This is a genomic window from Vibrio sp. NFR, from assembly GCF_027587095.1.
Lineage (GTDB): Bacteria > Pseudomonadota > Gammaproteobacteria > Enterobacterales > Vibrionaceae > Vibrio > Vibrio harveyi.
The window spans coordinates 378,451-398,769 of the sequence record NZ_JAPPTN010000002.1 but is presented as its reverse complement, the minus strand read 5'-3'; the positions used below and the strand labels follow the sequence as shown (position 1 = coordinate 398,769).

Below are 20,319 nucleotides of genomic sequence, written 5' to 3'. Positions count from 1 at the left end.
TAAGCCACACCACCTCCCTTCTTTGCCCGGTTTTCACCGGGGTCAGCTCTATGCGAATTAGACCCTAATGCGATTTGTATTAAGGCGCTTTGTTGCGTCTGGGATAATTCAACAATGAATAAAACACATTCTTTTTGTGAAACACTACTAACTCAACCTAACCCATTAAAGCTATTAGGTTGGAAACCCTTTTTTCAACAACAATTGACGTTAGACGATTACCAAGACACGCTTTTTGCGCGAGTGATTGCTCACCATCGTAGTGGTTACGTTGTGGTTAGCGAACAAGGTGAAACTCACTTACCTATCCATCCCTCGTTACCCAGCATGACCGTTGGTGATTGGGTAGTATTGGATGGTCAGCAACAGTTTTCTCGCCTACTTGAACGCCGCAGTTTATTTAGTCGCAAAGCCGCAGGTAGTAAGGTCGCCGAGCAACTTATCGCCGCCAACGTGGATACTGTCTTCATCGTTTGTTCACTCAACCACGACTTTAACCTCAGTCGCATTGAGCGCTATTTGGCCCTCATCAATGAAGCTGATGTAGAGCCCGTGATTGTGCTGACGAAAGCAGACTTATGTGACGATGTTGACGAGCTCAAAGCTCAGGTACAAAAGCTCGATCCGTTGCTTATGGTGGAAAGCGTTAATGGTTTGGATGAATCAGACGTTGCCAAATTAATGAGTTGGTGCGGCGAAGGTCAAACCGTCGCATTTATTGGCTCTTCAGGGGTAGGAAAATCGACCTTAGTAAACACCCTGCTTGGCGAGCAAGAACAAGCGACTGGTGGTATTCGTGAGGATGACAGCAAAGGTCGACACACTACAACCTCACGCTCAATCCACCTATTACCATCCGGTGGGATCTTAATGGACACGCCAGGAATGCGAGAGATCCAATTAGCAGATTGCGAGGCAGGCGTGAGTGAAACTTTCGCTGATGTTGAAGCCTTAGCTGATAACTGCCGATTCAATGATTGCCAACATCAAACCGAGCCAGGTTGCGCGGTTCAAGCTGCGATTGAAGATGGCTCTCTTGAGCTACGACGCTTTACTAACTATCAGAAGTTATTGCGTGAACAAGCCCATAACGGAGCGAGTCTCGCAGAGCAAAGAGCGCAGAATAAACAGTTCGGCAAAATGGTTCGCAGTATTGTTGACGGAAAGCGCAAACGCCAACAGAGTTACTAGTTTGTTGTATTTGCGTAATCAATAGAACAAAGGAGGCTAACGCCTCCTTTTTTAATAACTTTATGAAAAACCATCATTCATACTTCGCCATACAAATCAACACAAAAGACCAATAACGATAACATTGAGCAAACATTTAAACTAAGAACAAACTAAAACTAGACACAAAATATTACCAAGTTAAGATATGTGATATTCAGCAAGAAAATGGCTGGATTTATAAAAACAGGATAATTGATAATCAGGATGTCTTAGCAGCACAACCACAAGATTCAGCCCCTTCATGCGAGGGAACATTACGCCGTGTAATGACTGAATATTGCACTGTTGCTGAGTCAAAAATTGCAGGAATGATGTATGCAAATGCAACACAACAGTCTCGTTGCCCGATTCGCTCGCGGTAACCTCGTTCTCCAAATCCTCGTCGGTATCGTCTTAGGTATTCTGCTTGCGACTATCTCGCCAAGCCACGCAGAAAGCGTTGGTATGCTGGGTAGCTTGTTTGTTGGTGCACTAAAAGCGATTGCTCCAGTATTGGTATTTATCTTGGTGGCTGCGTCTATCGCAAACCAAAAGAAAAACCAACACACTTACATGCGTCCAATCGTAATTCTTTACCTAGCGGGTACCTTCTTTGCGGCACTAACCGCAGTAGTACTAAGTTTCCTTTTCCCGACCAATTTAACGCTAGTAACGGGCGCTGAAGGTGCAACACCACCACAAGGTATTGCAGAAGTTATCCAAACCTTGTTGTTCAAACTGGTTGATAACCCAGTAAACGCGCTAGTAGAAGCAAACTACATCGGTATTCTTGCTTGGGGTGTGGGTCTTGGTCTTGCACTTCACCACGCATCAGCAACAACAAAAGCGGTATTCGAAGATCTAAGCCACAGTGTTTCCCACATTGTTCGTTTCATCATTCGTCTTGCGCCATTTGGTATCTTTGGTCTGGTTGCCTCAACGTTTGCAACAACAGGTTTTGGTGCACTAGCAAGCTACGCTCACCTTCTAGCGGTACTACTAGGTTCAATGTTTATCATTGCGCTAGTGGTTAACCCTGCGATCGTATACTTCAAAACGAAAGAAAACCCATACCCGTTGGTGTTCCAATGTCTACGTGAAAGTGGCGTAACGGCATTCTTTACGCGTTCAAGTGCTGCGAACATTCCAGTGAACATGAACCTATGTAAGAAACTAGACCTAGACGAAGATACGTACTCAGTGTCTATTCCACTAGGTGCGACCATCAACATGGCGGGCGCAGCAATCACTATCACTACCCTAACGCTAGCAGCGGTACACACTATGGGTATCGACGTTGACCTAATGACAGCGGTACTACTAAGTATTGTTGCAGCAGTATCAGCGTGTGGCGCATCAGGTGTTGCAGGTGGTTCTCTACTACTTATCCCACTAGCGTGTGGTCTGTTTGGTATCTCAAACGACGTAGCAATGCAGGTTGTAGCCGTTGGTTTCATCATCGGTGTGATTCAAGACTCTGCTGAAACAGCCCTAAACAGCTCAACAGACGTTATCTTCACTGCCGCTGTTTGCAAATCAGAACAGCAAAAAGCTCAGTAAGACTTAAGCATCTTTAAGATCTCAATAATAGAAAGGGGAGCCAATGCGGCTCCCCTTTTTGTTTCCTGCTAGGGATGACCTACAAACGAACCGTCTTCCCTGTTTGCATCGACTCTAACGCGGCATCCGCTAACGTCAGAGCAATCTCACCATCTATACCCGAGCAGCATGGTGCTTCGCCTTTAAGTACTTCAACAAAGTGTTGCCACTCTGCCACGTAAGCACGCTCATAGCGCTCTAAGAAGAAATACTTCGGTGTTGCGCCTGCTTGCCCTGTTTCTGTACTGCAGTTGACTAGATTTTCAGTCAGATTCGCCACTTGCAGCATGCCTTTCTCGCCATGCACTTCGAGACGCTGATCGTATCCGTAACCAGAACGGCGACTATTGTGAATCGTCACCATCGCACCAGAAGGGAATGTAAGCGTCACCACACTGGTATCGATATCTCCCGCTTCACCAATGGCAGGATCTACCTTGCAGCTGCCATGTGCCGTAACCGTGATTGGATCTTCCCCTAAGATAAACCGCGCCATGTCGAGGTCGTGAATCGTCATATCACGGAACATACCACCGGACGATTTGCTGTATTGTGCTGGCGGTGGCGCAGGATCGCGAGAGGTGATGACTACGCTTGCTGGTTCGCCAATTTGACCATCATCCAGCACTTTCTTAAGGCTCAAGAAATGCGGGTCAAAGCGGCGATTGAAGCCTAATAAGAACGGCACCTGATGCTGGTTTACTACGCCCAAGCAATCACGTACTCGCCCCAAATCAAGGTCGATAGGCTTCTCACAAAAAATCGCTTTGCCTGCTTTTGCTGCTCGCTCAATCAAATCCGCATGAGTATCGGTTGACGAGCAAATACACACCGCATGAACGTTGTCATCCGCCATCGCCTCTTCTACGGTTTGGCGCTTTGTCTGCGGATACTGCACACAAAACTGATCCGCATAGACCTCAAAAGGTTCGATAAGCGAATAAATCGTGGTTTCAGGTGAACGTTCGATATTGACCGCATGCACTTGACCAATTCGACCCGCTCCAAATAAAGCAATATTAAACATAGAAAATCCCTTATGTGTCGACTAGTCGAATTGATGCTTCATACCCGCCAACATATCTGCGGCGATATCGTAATAATCCCCTTCCCAGAGTTGGTCGTTGAGGAATTCACCAGAGTAGAATCCGTCGTAACCCGTTTGTCGAATCGCATCGACCCACTCTTTCAATGGCACTTCACCTTGCCCTAGTAAGTAACCACGTAGAGCGCGCTCATCAGGCCAAGCTTCGCCCGGTGCAGGACGCTTACCGTCAGACAAGTGCACGTTGAAAATCAGCTCGGCATCGATATTTGCCACTTGTTCCAACGTTGCTCCGCGACATGCCCATAAGTGCCATGTATCCAGAACAAAACCAAAGTTGTCGCGGCCGACGGCGTCGTACAGGCGGAAGTAATCTTCCAATTTGGCGATTGGAGTCCAAGCCGCGCCTTCATATTGGAAACGGATGCCATAGCTCTTACCAATGTCGACAATCTGGCGAATGTTCTGTGCCGTGAGTTCGATGTTTTGCTCTTTAGTTAAGCCATTTAATGCCTCAAAAGCATTGAGCTGGATGGTAGGTGCACCCACGGCTTGCGCAAAACGGCACAGCGTTTCTGAATCTTGGAACAATTGACGTTGGCTGGCTTTATCTGTCACTTCAACCGCGCCAATGATGTCGATCGCCGTTGGGACAATGCCAAACTCATCCATACGTTGTTTGAGTTGCTCAGCGGAGAAGCCAGCTTGAATATAACGCCAGAGTTTTTCGGTGTGAATTTCGAGCCCTTGGTAGCCAGTTTCTTTGGCAAGTCGGACATCAGATAGGATATTGCTGTGCAGAGAGCACATGCCATGTAGAGCAAAACGCATCAGATTTACCTCTTCTCACTGCCCTGTACATTGCAGGACATAAGCCGAATTCAGCTCGAGCAAACCCGCAGCGCAACCGCTAAGTTGCACTTAATCAGTGGACAAAGGTATGGAAAAATCTGCGCGCTTTACTGCTTATTCGCTCGCAGGATCGCGTCCCTATTTGAGATTACTGAGCGATGAAGTTACTTCACTTCTCGACAAATCAGACTCACCGCAATCGCCTGCGCCAAATACATGGAGCTGCTGAGCGAACGGAAGCCCATCAATTCGCCTTCTTGCACTTCAAAACAGACATCCATTTTGCTGCCATGAGGCGTCATTTGGTTATCAGTAATGCAGACAATCGGTACGTTCTTTTTGCAAGCATCATCAATCAGTTGGCTGGTTTCTTCCGCGTATGGATTGAAGGTGATAGCAAACAGAACGTCTTTTTCGTTCATTCGTCGAGTTAACGGAGACAACATGCCACCGTGATCATCCAAGAGCACTACACTCTTGTCGGATTTCATGAGGGCGTACCAAAGATAGAAGGCCACTGGGTAAGCGCGACGAGTCCCCTGGATGTAGATGGTTTCTGCTCCATCCATCAGAGCCACTGCACGTTCCAGTTTTTGTGGAGAGACCGACATTTGAAGCTGTTCTAGTGCTTCAATGTTTGCGTGTCCGAAATCTTGGAAGATGGCTTGAGGCGAGTCATGTGGGACGTCCTCCATCTCACGAGCTTTACGAACGCGCTCTTTGTAGTCTCTCGGACGATTCAAATACTGATCGCGAAACAGTACTTGCATAGAAGTGAAGCCATCAAAGCCCATCGCATTAGAGAATCGACTCAAGGTCGACAATGGTACGTTGGCTTGCTTGGCAATGGTCGCCATGGTTTCTACCGCCACCAGCATCGGCTGGTCGGTTACAAAATCCGCGACTTGCTGCAAACGTCCGCTCAAACTGTCGTAACGCTTTGCGATTAACTCTTTTAGTGTGTCTAAATCTGCAGGTGCTTTCACTTCAACATCCATAGTTATACTGCTCTCCTATCAATGAACGCTTGGAGATAGAGGCCCCTTATAGTAACAAAAGGGGCTGCTATTTTAAGATAATAATTCAAAGTTTCGTACCGCTTCTTCTTTCACGTACGGCATCGCCTTTTGCATGAAGTAAATACGGTCAAACTTTTGCGGTTCCTGATTCATGTAATCGCGAAGATTATGACCCAGAGCCTGACGCAAACAGGTGCCAATATTGAACTTGGACACACGACTTTGCTTCAGCTTGAGCATGTCTTCATCGCGAATACCACTCGAACCATGAATCACCAACGGCACAGCCACAGCATTTGCGATACGGTCTAGGCGACCAAAATCGATAGTACAAGTGGGCTCGGTTAAGCGGTGAACATTACCGACGGAAATTGCGACACAATCAACGCCACTCTCTTCTGCAAAGCGCGCAGCATCTTCCGGTTCTGTGTAGATAGATTTTATGTGGTCGCGACCTTCTTCGTAAGGCACCGAACCAATTTCCCCCTCTACCGATGCTCCTAGAGCATGCGCCACTTCAACGACTTTCTTAGTGCGAGCAATGTTCTCGTCCAACGTCAGTTGCGAACCATCAAACATCACAGAACTAAACCCAGCTTTAAGCGCGCGAAAGACGATGTCTTCTTCGTAAGTGTGGTCAAGGTGAAGCACGACAGGCACCGTGCTCTTATGCGCTAGATTTAGGAACATCGCCGCAGCGGTTTCGACGCCATAAAAGTCCACAACATCTTTATTACACGCCAGAATTACAGGTTTGTTCACTTGCTCTGCCGCTTCAACAACAGCACGTGCATCTTCAAAGCCGAACACATTAAAGCAAGGGACAGCGTAGTTAGACGCCGCAGCCTCCGGCAATAGGTCATTCAAATTTACCAACATGATGATTCCCCTACTTAAATTTCGCGATCATGTCTTTGATGCCAGGGATCGTCTCCACTTGGTATTCGTGGTGCGGATCAAAATGCTGAATCAAAGATTTCTCTGTTTTGCCAACGATGATGGTGAAGTAATACATTTCATAACCCGGCGCCGCCACACTTGGGTGATAACCTTTGTCGATGGCGATCACAGAGCCCGTGCGCACGTGGTAAACCGGACCAAAGTCGTCTTCGTGCTCGTATAGGAACTGCGCACCAAAGCCGAAATCTGGGTTGAAGCGGAATTGGTACACTTCTTCGTAAAGGGTTTCTTTGCTGCCGTCAGGCTTAACACGATCTTCATCATGCTTGTGTGGAGGGAAGCCAGACCAACCGCCTGCCCCAACGGTGAATAGTTCACTCACCAGTAAGCGACCACGTTTGTCTGCATTGGATTGACCCAGTACGTGTTTGATTTTGCGGTGTGTTTTGGTGTCATCTGAACCGTACTGAACCATATCCACGTTCTCTTCGCGGACGCAGAAAGGCTCCAATGACGCTTCAAACTTACCACCCGCAATCATGACGTCAGCCTTGTCGCTCACACATTGAATGGTCGCGCGGTAGCCAAGTGGTACGTAAACCGCTTCTGGGTTGCCGTCCCAAACTGATTTACGCTTACCAATGTTGTCGAACGTTTCGCTCTCGCCGTCTTTCGTTACGGTGATGCTGCAAGTACCGCCAGCCAATACGATGACAGACTCATATCCTTCGATGACATGGTCAAAAGCTTCGTTCTGATTCAAGAACACTTGGTTGAAGTAACATAGCGGTGTTACTTCGTCGTTCGCACCAATAATTGGTTCATTCTTGTTATCAAATGGTGGAATGTGTTTTCCCATTTTTCTTTTCTCCTCACAGTTCGTTTGATAACGAGACTGTCCTATCCTTCTGAAAGTGGCTTAACAAAAAAGCCGGGCCACGATGGTGTGTACGCGCACTGTTTGGTTACCCTCAAGTGACATACCGGCCCGGGAGACCAAACGCGCAGCAATGTGGTGCCCGAAAGCACCAAACCGTGCTTAACTTCGCGTCTCAATAAAATCGAATAGTTGTTCCTTAGTTGGCATGGCTTCTGTGCAGCTGTGACCGCTGACATTAATCGCCGCTGCAGCCGTGCCGTTGCGTACGCCCTCTTCTAGCGAACCGCCAGTAACTAGCGTCCAAATCAGACCTCCGGCGAATGAGTCACCAGAGCCAAATGGCTTATTGGCTTCGACTCGGAAAATGCCTTGCTCGAACTTATGACCCGTACGGTCGTACACTTTCGAGCCATGCTCACCAGCTTTCACCACCACCACTTGAGTGTTCTCTATTAGGAATCGAGCCGCCGTTTGGTCATCGTCGGTGTTGCCCGGAGCAATGACAGTTTCCATCATGTCGAACTCTTCACGGTTACCGATCACGATGTCTGAAAGACCCGCGGCAATGCCGTAGTAAATCGAAGCATCGGTATCCGTACGCCAAGAGTAAGGACGGTAATCGACATCCAGCACCACTAAGGTATTGCTGCGGCGCGCATGCTGCATCGCAATCAAAGTGGCTTCACGGCTTGGGCTTTCCGACAATGCCGTTCCCGTGACCACCAAGACTTTTGAGCTAGCGATGTAAGCTGGGTCGATCTCTTCTGGTTTGATGGTCAAATCCGATGCGTTGTTACGGTAGATAAGCACGGTGCAATCTTTTGGCTTCATCTCCGTGAATGCCACCGAGGTGCGCGAACCAGAATCATCAGTTCTCATACCATCAAGGTTGATGCCTTGCTCCGTCATGTAACCTTTGACGTAACCACCGAATGCATCGTCAGCCACGCAGCCAATAAAGCCGACCTTACCGCCTAACTTGGCAATGCCCACCGCAATGTTCGCTGCTGAGCCACCAACGAATTTGTTGAAGCCAGAGATATCTGCCATGTCGGTTTTAGCTTCGCGAGCGTAGAGATCTACGCCCGCACGTCCTAAAACGATGGCATCCAATGGTCGATTTGTTTCAAGTGCAATGTTTGTCATCGTCAGTTCCTATTATTTGTATTCAACCCAAGCGGCGTTCTGGTCTGCAGATTCCACACACTTCTCGCATAGGCGCACGCCTTCGATGCCTGCATCGATACCTGGGAACCAAATTTCAGACAGCGCTTGTTGGTCATCACGGTCAGCCGCATCGAATGCCAACGCGAAACGGTGGTATAGGTTCGCCCATGATTCGAAGTAACCTTCGGCATGACCACCACCAACACGGTTAGAAGCCACACCCGGTGCGTCTTGGTATAGGTAGCCCATGCCACGCTCGAGAATACGTGGTGCTTCACCCTGCACTTCAAAACGAAGTTGGTTTGGTTGCTCATCCCACCATTCGATGGACGCTTTCGAACCGACGATGCGGATTTTTTGTTGGTGCATCGAACCTGCATTCACTGCCGATGCCCAAAGCGTACCGACTGCGCCATCTTTGAATTGCATCATGATGTGAGCGTTGTCTTCGAGCGGAGCACGTGACTTGATGAAGCTTTGACGCATGCAAGACAGACGGTCGATTTCAAGACCTGTCATCACTTCACATAGGTAGAAAGCGTGCGTACCCACATCACCCAGAACATAAGTTGGACCTGATACTTCTGGGCTGACGCGCCATTTCAAACCTGGATCGTTTTTCTCGTATTCTTCGTTGTGGAAGCCGTGAGCAAACTGCATGTTCACCACACGAATCTCACCCAGATCACCACGCTTCACCATTTCACGCGCTTGCTGAACCATTGGGAAACCGCTGTAACCGTACATCACGCCAATCACGCGATTGCGCTCTGCTGCGATCTGTTTGAGCTCTTCTGCTTCTTCCGTCGTGAAGGTGATTGGTTTTTCACACACCACGTGCAAGTTAGCTTCCAGTGCTGCTTTACAAATTTCGTAGTGAGTTGAGTTTGGCGTTGCTACCGAAACAGCTTGAATGCCATCTTCGCGTTGCGCTTCCTTCTCAAACATCTCTTTGTAATTTGCGTAACAACGGTCGCCATCTAGACCTAAGTTCTCACCGAAATCACGACAACGAGCCGCATCCAAATCGAATGCACCAGCGACCAATTTGAACAAACCATCGCGCTGCGCCGCATTACGGTGCGAGTAACCGATCTGACTTCCACGACCACCGCCGACCATTGCCCAACGGATTGGTTGTTCAAAATGACGTTCTTCATTAAACATGTTTGACTCCTTGATAGGCTCTTGCTTAAGAGCCTATAAATCGAATTGTTGAAATCTGTTTTAAAGCTGGATGTTTTGATACATAAATCGGTTTGGGCTTAAACGCCGGCACGTTGCGCTGCTCTACCTTCTTCCCATGCCGCCACTTTCTCAGCGGTGCCATCATTGCGTGTCACTTGAGGAAGACCCACTTCCCACCAGCAATCACACTTAGACCAAGCCATTGGCGATACTGGGTCGATGTCGACCACAATCACATAAGTACGGTCAGCTTCTTTAGCGCGTTGGAATGCGTCATCAAACTGGTCGATTGAGGTCAACTTCTCGCTGATCGCGCCTTGCGCTTCGGCATGCTTAGCAAAGTCCACGCGAGCGACCTCGCCATCAGGACGGCGACAGTCTTCCAATAGGTTATTGAACGACTCGTTACCCGTATTGTTTTGCAGCTTGTTGATCACCGCGAAACCACCGTTATCGCATACCACGACAATCATCTTGTGACCCGTCAGAACTGACGAGTAGATGTCTGAGTTTTGAATCAGGTAAGAGCCATCACCGACGAGCACAACCACATCGTTATCTGGGTTCGCGACTTTAGCGCCCCAGCCACCTGCGATTTCATAACCCATGCAAGAGAAGCCAAATTCAATGTCGAACTTACCAATTTGGTAGTTCTGCCAGTTCATCGCGAGCTCTGCTGGTAAGCCACCCGCTGCCGTAAGTACCGTGTCGCCCGGCTGCATAGATTTGTTGAGCTTGCCAATCACTTCTGCATAAGAAGACGTACCTTCGAGTAGGTCGCCAGGTTGAGGATGAGTACGACGATGCACCACGGCTTTCCATTCATCCGCTTGCGCTTTCGCCGTTGCCGCCCACTCGTCACTACTACGGAAATCGCCCAGCAGGTTAGACAGCTCAACTAAGCCACGTTTTGCGTCTGCTTTAACTGGAATAGCACGATGTTTAATGGCATCAAAACGTGCGGTATTGATGGTAACTAGCTTCATATCTGGGTTCTTGAACACCGACCAAGAGCCTGTCGTGAAGTCTTGTAAGCGAGTACCCACAGCCAACACCACATCCGCATGCGCTGCCATGTAGTTTGCAGAGTCTGAACCTGTCACGCCGATTGGACCTGCGTTTAGAGGATTGTCTTGCAGCATCGTGGCGCGACCAGCAATAGTCTCAACCACAGGGATGTTGTGTTTTTTCGCAAAGGCAGCCAACTCGTCCGTTGCTAGTGAGTAATGCACGCCACCGCCAGAGATAACCAAAGGTTGTTTCGCGCTAAGTAGCGCCGCTTTTGCATCCTCTAGATCTGCCACTTCTGGCTCTGGACGACGAATGCGGTGTACTTTTTCTTGGAAGAAGACTTCAGGGAAATCGTAAGCTACGCCCTGAATATCTTGTGGTAAGCCGATAAACGCTGGACCACAGGTTTCTGGGTCAAGCATGGTGTCAATAGCCTGAGGCAATGAGTGCATCAATTGCGTTGGCGAGATAATGCGATCCCAGTAACGTGTTAGCGGTTTGAACGCATCGTTACAAGTGATCGAAGGATCGTAGAAATTCTCTGGCTGTTGAAGTACAGGATCTGGCAGACGACTGACGTAAGCGTCTCCAGAAATCAAAAGCACTGGTAAACGGTTTGTGTGCGCAATACCTGCTGCGGTAACCATATTGGTTGCACCCGGACCAATTGAACTGGTCGCGATACCGATGCGACGACGTAAGTTCGCTTTGGCATACGCGATTGCCGCTGTTGCCATCGACTGCTCATTTTGACCACGCCAAGTCGGAATTTTGTCTTCGATATTTTTTAGCTGCTGTCCAAAGCACGTCACGTTACCGTGACCAAAGATGGCGAATGCTGCACCAAATAGCTGTTCTTTTTTACCATCAATTTCAATCATTTGTGCGGCTAGGTACTGAGCTAGCGCTTCTGCAACAGTTAGGCGTACAGTTTTCATTGTCTTCCCCGGTAGTATCAATCATTTTTGTAGCCGCGTTGTCTCCACGGCTTGATACAGGGGAGACGAATCTCCCCTTCCTTACTTGTGCTCTTATAGACCGTATTTCTTCGCGTAGCCTGTGATGTTCTCGTAAGCCGTTTTCGCGTACGTCAATGGGTGCGCTTTCGCTGGGTCTTGTTCTGCTTCAACCAGCAACCAGCCTTGGTAGTTGCGCTCTTTCAATGCTGCGAATACGTCGTCGTAATCCACGTCACCTGTACCAGGAACAGTGAATACGCCATCAAGCACTGCATTTAGGAATGATTTGTCTGCATCACGTGCAGCTTTCATTACTTCTAGACGAAGGTCTTTAAAGTGCATGTGACCAATACGATGACCCCAACGCTTAATCATGGTCACTGGGTTACCACCTCCGTAAGTGATGTGACCCGTATCTAGAGTTAGGTAAACGGCTTCGCCGGTGAATTCCATCATGATGTTGATGTCATCTTCGGTTTCACAGATGGTGCCAACGTGATGGTGGAAAGAGAGTTTAATGTCGTGCTCGTTAAGCAGGTATTCAGCAACTTGAGTTAACTTCGCACAGTAGGTTTTCCACTCGTCCATCGTCAGGATCACACGCTGAGAAAGCGGCGTGTTGATATCTCCATGAACCGTGTTGCTCACTTCGCCAAACACCATAGCTTTACAACCTGCCGCTTTAAGCAGTTTGATGTGCTCTTGCATCGCTGCAATTTCTTCTTCTGCAGTCAGCTTCATGAGATTGCCGCTGTACCAGCCAGAAGCGAGCACTAGGCCATGTTTTTCTAGTAGAGGGATTAGGACTTCTGGCTCACGTGGGTACTTGGTACCTAACTCTGTTCCAGTGAAACCAGCTTCCGCCATTTCACTTAGACACGTTTCCAATGGGATGTCGCCGCCCAGTTCTGGCATGTCATCATTTGTCCAAGTCAGTGGGCTAATTCCATATTGCACGTTGCTCATTTTTATTCTCCGACAATGTTTCCGTTATTTAATAAATGTCGTGAAGTAAAAGCGTGGTTTTTATAGATGCTTTTCTTTCACCGATTTCGTTTCACTGGAAATTACATTAGCGAAAAAAACTTTAAATGAAAAATATTTTTCACAACATGAAATCGATGTCATCAAATTGTTAAATCATGAAAAAAGCCAATCACAGCAAGCCCTACAAGCAAACTTGCGCCAGATCTCATTTTATTTAAAGCCTTTATTTTCAATAATTTATACTGACATTTAAAAATGAAAAATGTTTTTCATTTTTTGATTTGGGTAACACTTTAGGATAAAAAACGAACAGACACCTAGTCGAATAACAAAAGAGTAAATATGATAAACGCAACCGACAAATGAAAAATAATTTTCATTCATCTAATAAACATTAAAAGTCGGCAATATAGATACCCAATACTCGTACCCTACAAAACAGAGTATTGGCCGCTACCCAACTTGATCTTATTCGATGGTTAAAGGAAAGCTTGGGGATCTAATAAAGGAAAAAACAATGGAAGCTACATCCAAGGCCGAAGCTCGAAAGCACAATATCGCCTACATCGTTAGGATTTGTTGTATCGCTGCGCTCGGAGGCATCTTATTAGGTTACGACACTGCTGTTATCTCTGGCGCAATTGGTCCAATCCGTGATTACTTCGGACTGTCACCAGCTCAAACTGGCTGGGCCGTATCCAGCGTAGTATTAGGTAGTATCATCGGTGCGGTCAGCGCAGGCTGGGCAGCCCTAAAATACGGTCGACGCAACACCCTCTTCATCGCCGCCATTCTCTTCATCATATCCGCCATTGGCTCTGCACTCGCTCAAACCTTCTCTTTCTATGTGGTTCTACGTATCGTCGGTGGCGTAGCTGTAGGTTTGGCTTGTGTGGTATCACCAATGTATATGTCAGAAGTCGCACCAAAAGACTTTCGAGGTCGTGCGGTGAGCATGTTCCAGCAATCGGCAGTTATCGGTCAAACGGGTGTGTTTTACGTCAACTACCTCATCGCAAAAGGCATGTCAGAGGCTTGGTTAGTGGATATGGGCTGGCGCTGGATGCTTGGCTCTGAAGTGATTCCTGCCGCGCTTTTCGCAATGTTGTTGTTCCTCATCCCAGAATCACCACGTTGGCTGGTTTTGAAAGGCAAAGTAGACGATGCCAAAGAGACGTTATCTCGTATCTCAAACCCGAAACACGCAGATCGTTTGATCAAAGAGATCCAAGAGTCGTTGAAAGAAACCGTCGGTGCGAAGAAGAACAAAGTCAGCCTGCGTTCGCCATTATTGTTCGCCATCTTAGTGATTGGTACGTTCGTTGCGGCGGCTCAACAGTTAACGGGCATCAACGTGATCATGTACTACACACCTGAGATCTTAAAACCGATCACTGGCTCAACAGAAAATGCGCTGTTCCAAACTACCTTTGTCGGCATTGTCTTTATCGGTGGTAACGCACTTGGTATGTACCTGATTGATAAAGTAGGTCGTCTACCATTAATGAAATACGGCACCTTTGGTTGTGCATTTGGTATGTTCGTGGTCGGCTATGTGCTTTACCAACAAACCGAAGGCTACGCAGCACTGTTCGCATTGTGTTTGTACGTAGTGTCTTACGCGACATCATGGGGTTGTGCATGTTGGACCATGATTTCAGAAATATTCCCGAACAGCATTCGCTCTCGTGCCATGGCCATCGCCGTCGGCGCACAATGGTTTACAGGCTTCATCGTGACGCAATCTTTCCCAATGCTAAACGAAAACCCTTACCTAAAAGAGCAATTCAATGGTGCATTTAGCTTCTGGCTATTCGGCGTCTTGTCACTCATCTGTATGGTCATCGTTGTTAAGTATGTGCCTGAAACGAAAGGCGTCAGCTTAGAGAAAATGGAAGAAGCGATGGCGAAAAAACTGGGTAAAAAAGTATCTGGAAGTGCGACTGAAGCACGTGCATAAGATAACTTAATGTTTTACAAAGGGAACAGGTGATCGCACTTGTTCCCTTTTTGCTTTGGAGGCAAAACTCATGCTCGATAAAATGGCGTTCTTTGTCTATGTGATCCGCTCTGGGTCTATCTCCTCCGCAGCACGAAAATTCAACATTTCGGTCTCCGCAGGAAGCCGTTGGCTGCAAGAACTGGAGCAACACTTCGGTACAACCTTATGTCGCCGCTCGAATCGGTTATTGGAAGCCACTCAAGCGGGGCAAACCTTATACGAAGAGTTTTCTCCTTTAGTCGACAACGCAGAGCGCATCAGTCGCAAGTTAGAAGACTTCCAAGACAGCGAAAAAGGTCACATCAACATCGCGTGCACACCCGTCTATGCCAATCACTATCTGATGGATAAAATCGCCGAGTATTCCAAACTCAACCCAAAGGTGACCTTCAACATCAACGTCACTCCTTGGGCATTGGATCACGCCAGTACTTGTGACCTAATGATCAGTGCCAATGCCAGCTTCCAAGGCTACCGTGAAAAAGATTTATTACTGGTGAAGCGCGAGCTGATGCAGTGCCCGTTTATCGTCGTGGCTTCGCCGCAATACCTAGAAAAATATGGCTTGCCCACGCACCCAGAAGCACTACGAGACCACGCTTGCTTAATTGCAACCACACTGACGGGCAGCAATGATTGGATCTTCCGCCAAGGTGTGGAAAACATGGTACTCAAAGTGCCAAAAACAATCGAAGTGAACGACAGCGACCTATTACTAAGTGGCTCCTTAAAAGGAGCTGGTGTCGCCTACTTGCCGCAATTCGTCACCGAAAAAGCAGTCGAGAAAGGCGAGTTGGTACCACTATTGGAAGAGTATGAGACCAGTATTTGGAGTTTGAATCTGTATTACCATTCACCCAAAACTGCATCTCCAGTGGCAATAAAGTTCAAAGAGTTCTTATTGGAAAAGCCTTGTTAAGTCGGATTGGAGTTAAAACAATAAAGTGCTCACGCCATCGAAAGTCAGCTTGGCGCCTGAAAGAAACAAGAACAAGTAACAGAGCTGATAGATTCTTTCCTGACTGACGCGATGCAAAAGATACACACCCATCTTAACGCCAACAGGCGCGAGTGGAATCAACACCAACGCAGTCATTAAGTTGGTCGAATCAAACTCGCCAAGCCAAATGTAAGGTACGAGTTTCGCTACATTCACTATGCCGAACAACAGTGCCATGGTCGCTATTAGGTTGATTTTAGGCAGTTTCAACGGCAGTAAATAGATACTCGCTGGGCCGCCACCAGCATGAATTGCGGTACTGGAAAAACCGCTCAGAGTACTCCAAATCCAAGCGCCTAACTTCCCCGATTGAGATGGAGTTTCACCACTTAGCCAATACTGAAAACAGAACAGCAAAGACAGCACGCCAACGGTGATCTTCAACCCCGACTCTGGGGTGATACTCAAAAATAACCCCGCTAATACCACCCCAAGCAAAGCCCCCGGCAACATAGTTTTGAGCACTCGAACATCGGCATTTCGATAATGATGACGCACCGCAAATGCGTCCATCACCAACAAGATGGGCAATAAAATCGCCGCCGCTTGTGTTGGCGGTATCACCAGCGCCATCATAGGAACAGCCAAAATGCCCAGCGCTCCACCGAGCCCACCTTTACCAATGCCATAGATTAGCACCGCAGGAATCGCCAAGAGATAGAACCAAGGATCGCTGAGCATCATTACTGCCTTTTCATCATCTAGTTTCGAATCACGCCACAATCTGAGCGAGATAATCGCGACTGCGTTTTAAATCACGCGAAACCTGACTCACGTCTGCGGTGCCGTGCTCATGCTCGACCACGATCCAACCTTGATAGTCGGCTGCTTTAAGTGCACTCATCACTTGTTGCAGCTTGATATCGCCATCCCCTAAGGGAGTGATCAATCCTTTACTATAGGCGTCAACCCATTCCAACTTATCACGGATAGCTAGTCTCAATTTGTCCGTCGAGATATCTTTAACATGAATATGCTCGATGCGTGATCCGTACTGACGAATGATCCCTAGCGGATCCATCCCATCTAAAAACACATGCCCGATATCGATACATAATCCCAGTTTGGTCCCGGGAATCTGACTCATGACAAAATCGATCTCATCTTTATAACTGATGTAGCCGCCAATGCCCGGATGAAGCAAACAGCGCAAACCATATTGGCTTGCCACGCGAATAATTCGCTCAAGGTTAACAATCATGGTCCGTTTATTTTCCATATTCAGACGCGGTGCAGTGACGTTTTGTCCGATATAGCCATAACGTTCCGTATGAATGCCTTCCATGATCAGTAAATTCTTTACGCCCAGCGAATCTAAACGCTGACAGACGGTGTCGACTTCTTCCAAAATGGCAGACATGTTTGCAGAGTCGCAAAATGGCACTTGTACCTTGCCAGCGCACACCTGCAGTCCACGTACACGAAACGCACTTTTCACCAGTTCAGGATCTTCAGGGAAGAAGCCATCCGGTCCTAATTCAATACCACGAAAGCCACTGTCACTTGCATCCATTAACACCTTTCCCCAGCTTGGATTGGTCGCATGAGATGCCTCTTCCACTCCCCAGCAACATGGGGCGCAAGCAATACGATCAAGCATGTGTTTTTCTCCTAAGTTGATTTCTTTTCACCTTAAGATTGGTAGGGGTAAAAGTTCGTGATTTACGCCTCGTTTGTACTTTGCATTTTCGCAAAGCGGCTTTGAATTCCTGGCTATATCGCGACCACATCGCACTCCCTACACTGGTTATGACAGAACGATTACGGAGTAAACAGCGGTATGGAACGAATCTTTATTGTGGCGGCAAAGCGCACCCCAATTGGCAGCTTTAATGGCTCATTAGCGTCATTGTCTAGTGTTGAACTGGGCGCTCATGCCATCAAGGCAGCCTTGGAGCAAGTGGACCTTGCCCCAGAACAAATCGATGAAGTGATTGTTGGCAACGTACTTACTGGAGGCGCAGGCATGGGACCGGGTCGCCAAGCCGCAATGAAGGCAGGCATTCCAGAATCCGTTCCGGCTTACACACTCAATATGATTTGTGGCAGTGGGATGAAAGTCATCATGGACGGTGCAAGCCATATTCGAGCGAGCGACGCAGAGCTAGTGCTTACTTGTGGTATGGAGAGTATGTCCAACGCACCATACATCTCTTCCGGTCAGATTCGTCGCGGTTATCGCATGGGTCATCAACTCCAAGAAGACAGCATCATCAAAGATGGTTTGACAGATGCCTTCCACAATTACCACATGGGTGTTACGGCAGAAAACATCGCCAAGCAATTCCAAATCAGCCGAGAAGACCAAGATGCCTTTGCCTTACAAAGCCAACGTAAAGCGATCAGCGCGATAGAAAATGGTCATTTTGAAGCAGAAATTGCGCCAATTACGATAGTGGAGCGCAAGCGCCAATTCGAAGTAAAGAACGATGAATATCCGAAAGCCGACAGCACCTTTGAAGGTCTACAAGCACTGCGTCCTGCATTCGATAAAGAAGGCAGTGTTACCGCAGGCAATGCATCCGGTATTAATGATGGTGCATCCGCAATTTTGCTCGCTTCAGAAAGTGCCGTAAAACGCCATAACCTCAAGCCAATAGCTGAACTCATCGAATACGGACAAGGTGCTATCGCCCCAGAGGTGATGGGCTTAGGTCCAGTGTCTGCGATTGCCAATACCTTAGCCAAAGCCGAAATGGCTATTGAAGATATCGACGTTTTTGAGCTTAACGAAGCCTTTGCTGCGCAAGCACTTGGCGTGGTTCGTTCCCTTACCGAGCAACACAATATCGATGAAGCGTGGCTGCTAGAACGCAGTAACTTAAGTGGCGGTGCCATTGCACTTGGTCACCCAATCGGCGCATCAGGTAACCGCATTGTGACCACCTTGGTTTATCAACTGCAGCGCACTCGCCGTGATTACGGTTTGGCATCACTGTGCATCGGCGGTGGCATGGGCACGGCGTTAATTTTGAAACGTTGTTAGAAGGAGCCTCTCATGAACACGAAAAACATGAAAAAAGCAGCCACTACAGGGCAAATTGAAAGCCTATTGCACGACGGCATGACCATCATGATTGGCGGCTTTATGGCAACAGGCGCACCAGAACGTTTAATTGATTTGTTGATCAAAAAAGACATCAAAAACATTACCTTAATCAGCACCGACACAGGCTCACCGGGTCGAGGTTCTAGTCGACTTATCGCGGAAAAACGCGTGAAGAAACTGTATGCCTCGCACATCGGCACCAACCCCGAAACGGGCAAACAAATGAATGAAGGCACACTTGAAGTGGAGCTTGTTCCTCAAGGTACATTGGCAGAGCGCATTCGCAGTGCTGGCGCAGGTTTGGGTGGCGTACTAACACCAACAGGACTTGGCACCATCGTCGCAGAGAACAAACGCGTGATTGAAGTTGACGGCAAACAATATCTCTTGGAAATGCCACTGAAGGCCGATTTAGCACTGATTCGTGGATCTAAAGTTGACCGTCGTGGCAACGTTTTCTATAGCAAAACCACTCAGAACTTTAATCCTTTAATGGCAACTGCGGCGGAAACCGTGGTGGTGGAACCAGAGCAGATTGTGGAATTGGGCGATATTGAGCCTGAAGCCGTGCATACCCCAAGTTTGTACGTCGATTACATCTTAGTGGAGGGCAACTAATGACTGCACAATTAGATAAAGAAGTCGTTCGCCGCCGCATTGCATGGCGCGTTGCTCAAGAGATGAGAGATGGCGACATCGTTAACCTTGGTATAGGCTTGCCAACGCTGGTTGCTAATGAAGTAGACAAAGACGTGGAACTGCTTCTGCAAGCTGAAAACGGTCTGCTGGGTATTGATAAGCTGGCTTCAGAAGGGGAACTCGACGCAGATTTGGTCAATGCCGGCGGACAAAACATCACCGCTATAGCAGGCTCTTGCTACTTTAATAGCGCGGACTCTTTTGCCATCATTCGCGGTGGTCACGTGGATTCAACCGTGCTCGGAGCACTGCAAGTGGATGAACGTGGCAATCTTGCCAACTGGATCATTCCGGGCAAAATGGTGCCTGGAATGGGCGGCGCAATGGATCTTGTGGTCGGCGCAAAGAAAGTTATTGTCGCCATGGAACACACGGTGAAAGGCAATCCAAAACTGCTTAAGCATTGCACTTTACCGCTGACCGCTGTGGGTCAGGTAGATTTGATTGTCACTGAAATGGGCGTGTTCAAAATCACCGATAAAGGCATGATGTTAACCGAACTCGCACCGGAGTTTTCCGTTGAAGAGGTACAAACGGCGACAGAAGCCCAACTGATTGTATCACCTAGCCTTATTCCCATGCCGACACCAAACTAATCCAAAAATCAAGAGGAGCACTATGCTCCTCTTTTCATACCTTGATCGTACTTCAAGTTTCTGTCAGGTTTTTCTGAAACACGCTATTTGCCCTTAAATTTTCGAAAATCGATGCGTAGAATCCCGCTTAGTTACGCATATGGTTGAGTTGTAC

18 protein-coding genes are annotated in these 20,319 nt (G+C 47.9%); 7 read left to right on the top strand and 11 right to left on the bottom strand.

What is annotated here, in order from left to right; translation table 11 throughout:
• Window positions 1-114: 114 nt before the first annotated feature.
• Together rsgA and sstT are read left to right on the top strand one after the other, a co-directional pair.
• Window positions 115-1,191 (top strand): ribosome small subunit-dependent GTPase A, encoded by a 1,077-nt coding sequence (gene rsgA / locus OH463_RS05380; protein ID WP_009700613.1) that lies wholly within the window; start codon window positions 115-117, stop codon window positions 1,189-1,191.
• 363 nt (window positions 1,192-1,554) lie between these two features.
• On the top strand, window positions 1,555-2,772 hold the full coding sequence (gene sstT / locus OH463_RS05375) for a serine/threonine transporter SstT (RefSeq protein ID WP_026000277.1): 1,218 nt from the start codon (window positions 1,555-1,557) through the stop codon (window positions 2,770-2,772).
• Between the two features lie 79 nt (window positions 2,773-2,851).
• Here the strand turns inward: sstT and iolG are convergent, their stop codons facing one another.
• The 9 genes from iolG to iolE all read right to left on the bottom strand — a co-directional run bounded on the left by iolG (window position 2,852) and on the right by iolE (window position 12,798).
• Window positions 2,852-3,838: an inositol 2-dehydrogenase gene (gene iolG, locus OH463_RS05370; RefSeq protein ID WP_269990742.1), complete on the bottom strand. Its 987-nt coding sequence runs from the start codon at window positions 3,836-3,838 to the stop codon at window positions 2,852-2,854.
• A 21-nt stretch (window positions 3,839-3,859) separates the two neighbouring features.
• Window positions 3,860-4,687 (bottom strand): sugar phosphate isomerase/epimerase family protein, encoded by an 828-nt coding sequence (locus tag OH463_RS05365; protein WP_017189700.1) that lies wholly within the window; start codon window positions 4,685-4,687, stop codon window positions 3,860-3,862.
• A gap of 185 nt (window positions 4,688-4,872) precedes the next feature.
• The gene (locus OH463_RS05360; RefSeq protein WP_005447408.1) at window positions 4,873-5,706 is read right to left on the bottom strand and encodes a MurR/RpiR family transcriptional regulator; all 834 of its coding nucleotides are present in this window, start codon (window positions 5,704-5,706) and stop codon (window positions 4,873-4,875) included.
• Window positions 5,707-5,778: 72 nt separating this feature from the next.
• Window positions 5,779-6,606, bottom strand: coding sequence for a class II fructose-bisphosphate aldolase (locus OH463_RS05355; RefSeq protein ID WP_005437843.1), 828 nt, complete (start codon window positions 6,604-6,606; stop codon window positions 5,779-5,781).
• A gap of 10 nt (window positions 6,607-6,616) precedes the next feature.
• Window positions 6,617-7,486, bottom strand: coding sequence for a 5-deoxy-glucuronate isomerase (locus OH463_RS05350; RefSeq protein WP_039977954.1), 870 nt, complete (start codon window positions 7,484-7,486; stop codon window positions 6,617-6,619).
• A 180-nt stretch (window positions 7,487-7,666) separates the two neighbouring features.
• A complete protein-coding gene (gene iolC, locus OH463_RS05345; protein WP_269990735.1) occupies window positions 7,667-8,653 on the bottom strand; it encodes a 5-dehydro-2-deoxygluconokinase in 987 nt (328 codons plus the stop codon).
• Between the two features lie 12 nt (window positions 8,654-8,665).
• On the bottom strand, window positions 8,666-9,841 hold the full coding sequence (locus OH463_RS05340) for a Gfo/Idh/MocA family protein (RefSeq protein ID WP_171369859.1): 1,176 nt from the start codon (window positions 9,839-9,841) through the stop codon (window positions 8,666-8,668).
• 98 nt (window positions 9,842-9,939) lie between these two features.
• The gene (gene iolD, locus OH463_RS05335; protein WP_269990734.1) at window positions 9,940-11,811 is read right to left on the bottom strand and encodes a 3D-(3,5/4)-trihydroxycyclohexane-1,2-dione acylhydrolase (decyclizing); all 1,872 of its coding nucleotides are present in this window, start codon (window positions 11,809-11,811) and stop codon (window positions 9,940-9,942) included.
• A 93-nt stretch (window positions 11,812-11,904) separates the two neighbouring features.
• The gene (gene iolE, locus OH463_RS05330) at window positions 11,905-12,798 is read right to left on the bottom strand and encodes a myo-inosose-2 dehydratase (RefSeq protein ID WP_005437833.1); all 894 of its coding nucleotides are present in this window, start codon (window positions 12,796-12,798) and stop codon (window positions 11,905-11,907) included.
• Between the two features lie 538 nt (window positions 12,799-13,336).
• Here iolE and OH463_RS05325 point away from each other — a divergent pair.
• Together OH463_RS05325 and OH463_RS05320 are read left to right on the top strand one after the other, a co-directional pair.
• The gene (locus OH463_RS05325; RefSeq protein ID WP_005447390.1) at window positions 13,337-14,779 is read left to right on the top strand and encodes a sugar porter family MFS transporter; all 1,443 of its coding nucleotides are present in this window, start codon (window positions 13,337-13,339) and stop codon (window positions 14,777-14,779) included.
• A gap of 70 nt (window positions 14,780-14,849) precedes the next feature.
• The gene (locus OH463_RS05320; RefSeq protein WP_009698038.1) at window positions 14,850-15,740 is read left to right on the top strand and encodes a LysR family transcriptional regulator; all 891 of its coding nucleotides are present in this window, start codon (window positions 14,850-14,852) and stop codon (window positions 15,738-15,740) included.
• Between the two features lie 12 nt (window positions 15,741-15,752).
• On the opposite strand, the gene OH463_RS05315 is transcribed toward OH463_RS05320, so the two are convergent.
• Both OH463_RS05315 and OH463_RS05310 read right to left on the bottom strand, forming a co-directional pair.
• Window positions 15,753-16,502 carry a sulfite exporter TauE/SafE family protein gene (locus OH463_RS05315; RefSeq protein WP_017189708.1) on the bottom strand — a complete coding sequence of 250 codons (750 nt, stop codon included), beginning with the start codon at window positions 16,500-16,502 and terminating at the stop codon, window positions 15,753-15,755.
• A gap of 31 nt (window positions 16,503-16,533) precedes the next feature.
• Window positions 16,534-17,421, bottom strand: a complete 888-nt coding sequence (locus OH463_RS05310) for a sugar phosphate isomerase/epimerase family protein (RefSeq protein ID WP_269990732.1) — start codon at window positions 17,419-17,421, stop codon at window positions 16,534-16,536.
• A gap of 180 nt (window positions 17,422-17,601) precedes the next feature.
• On the opposite strand from OH463_RS05310, the gene OH463_RS05305 reads away from it, so the two are divergent.
• From OH463_RS05305 to OH463_RS05295, 3 genes are read left to right on the top strand one after another with little or no spacing between them, the layout of a single operon-like run.
• Window positions 17,602-18,807 (top strand): acetyl-CoA C-acetyltransferase, encoded by a 1,206-nt coding sequence (locus tag OH463_RS05305; RefSeq protein WP_269990730.1) that lies wholly within the window; start codon window positions 17,602-17,604, stop codon window positions 18,805-18,807.
• A 27-nt stretch (window positions 18,808-18,834) separates the two neighbouring features.
• The gene (locus tag OH463_RS05300) at window positions 18,835-19,488 is read left to right on the top strand and encodes a CoA transferase subunit A (protein ID WP_269990917.1); all 654 of its coding nucleotides are present in this window, start codon (window positions 18,835-18,837) and stop codon (window positions 19,486-19,488) included.
• Complete coding sequence (locus OH463_RS05295) at window positions 19,488-20,165, top strand: 3-oxoacid CoA-transferase subunit B (RefSeq protein ID WP_047514364.1); 678 nt, start codon at window positions 19,488-19,490, stop codon at window positions 20,163-20,165. The genes OH463_RS05300 and OH463_RS05295 overlap by 1 nt, the downstream gene beginning before the upstream one ends.
• The last annotated feature ends 154 nt before the right edge of the window (window positions 20,166-20,319 follow it).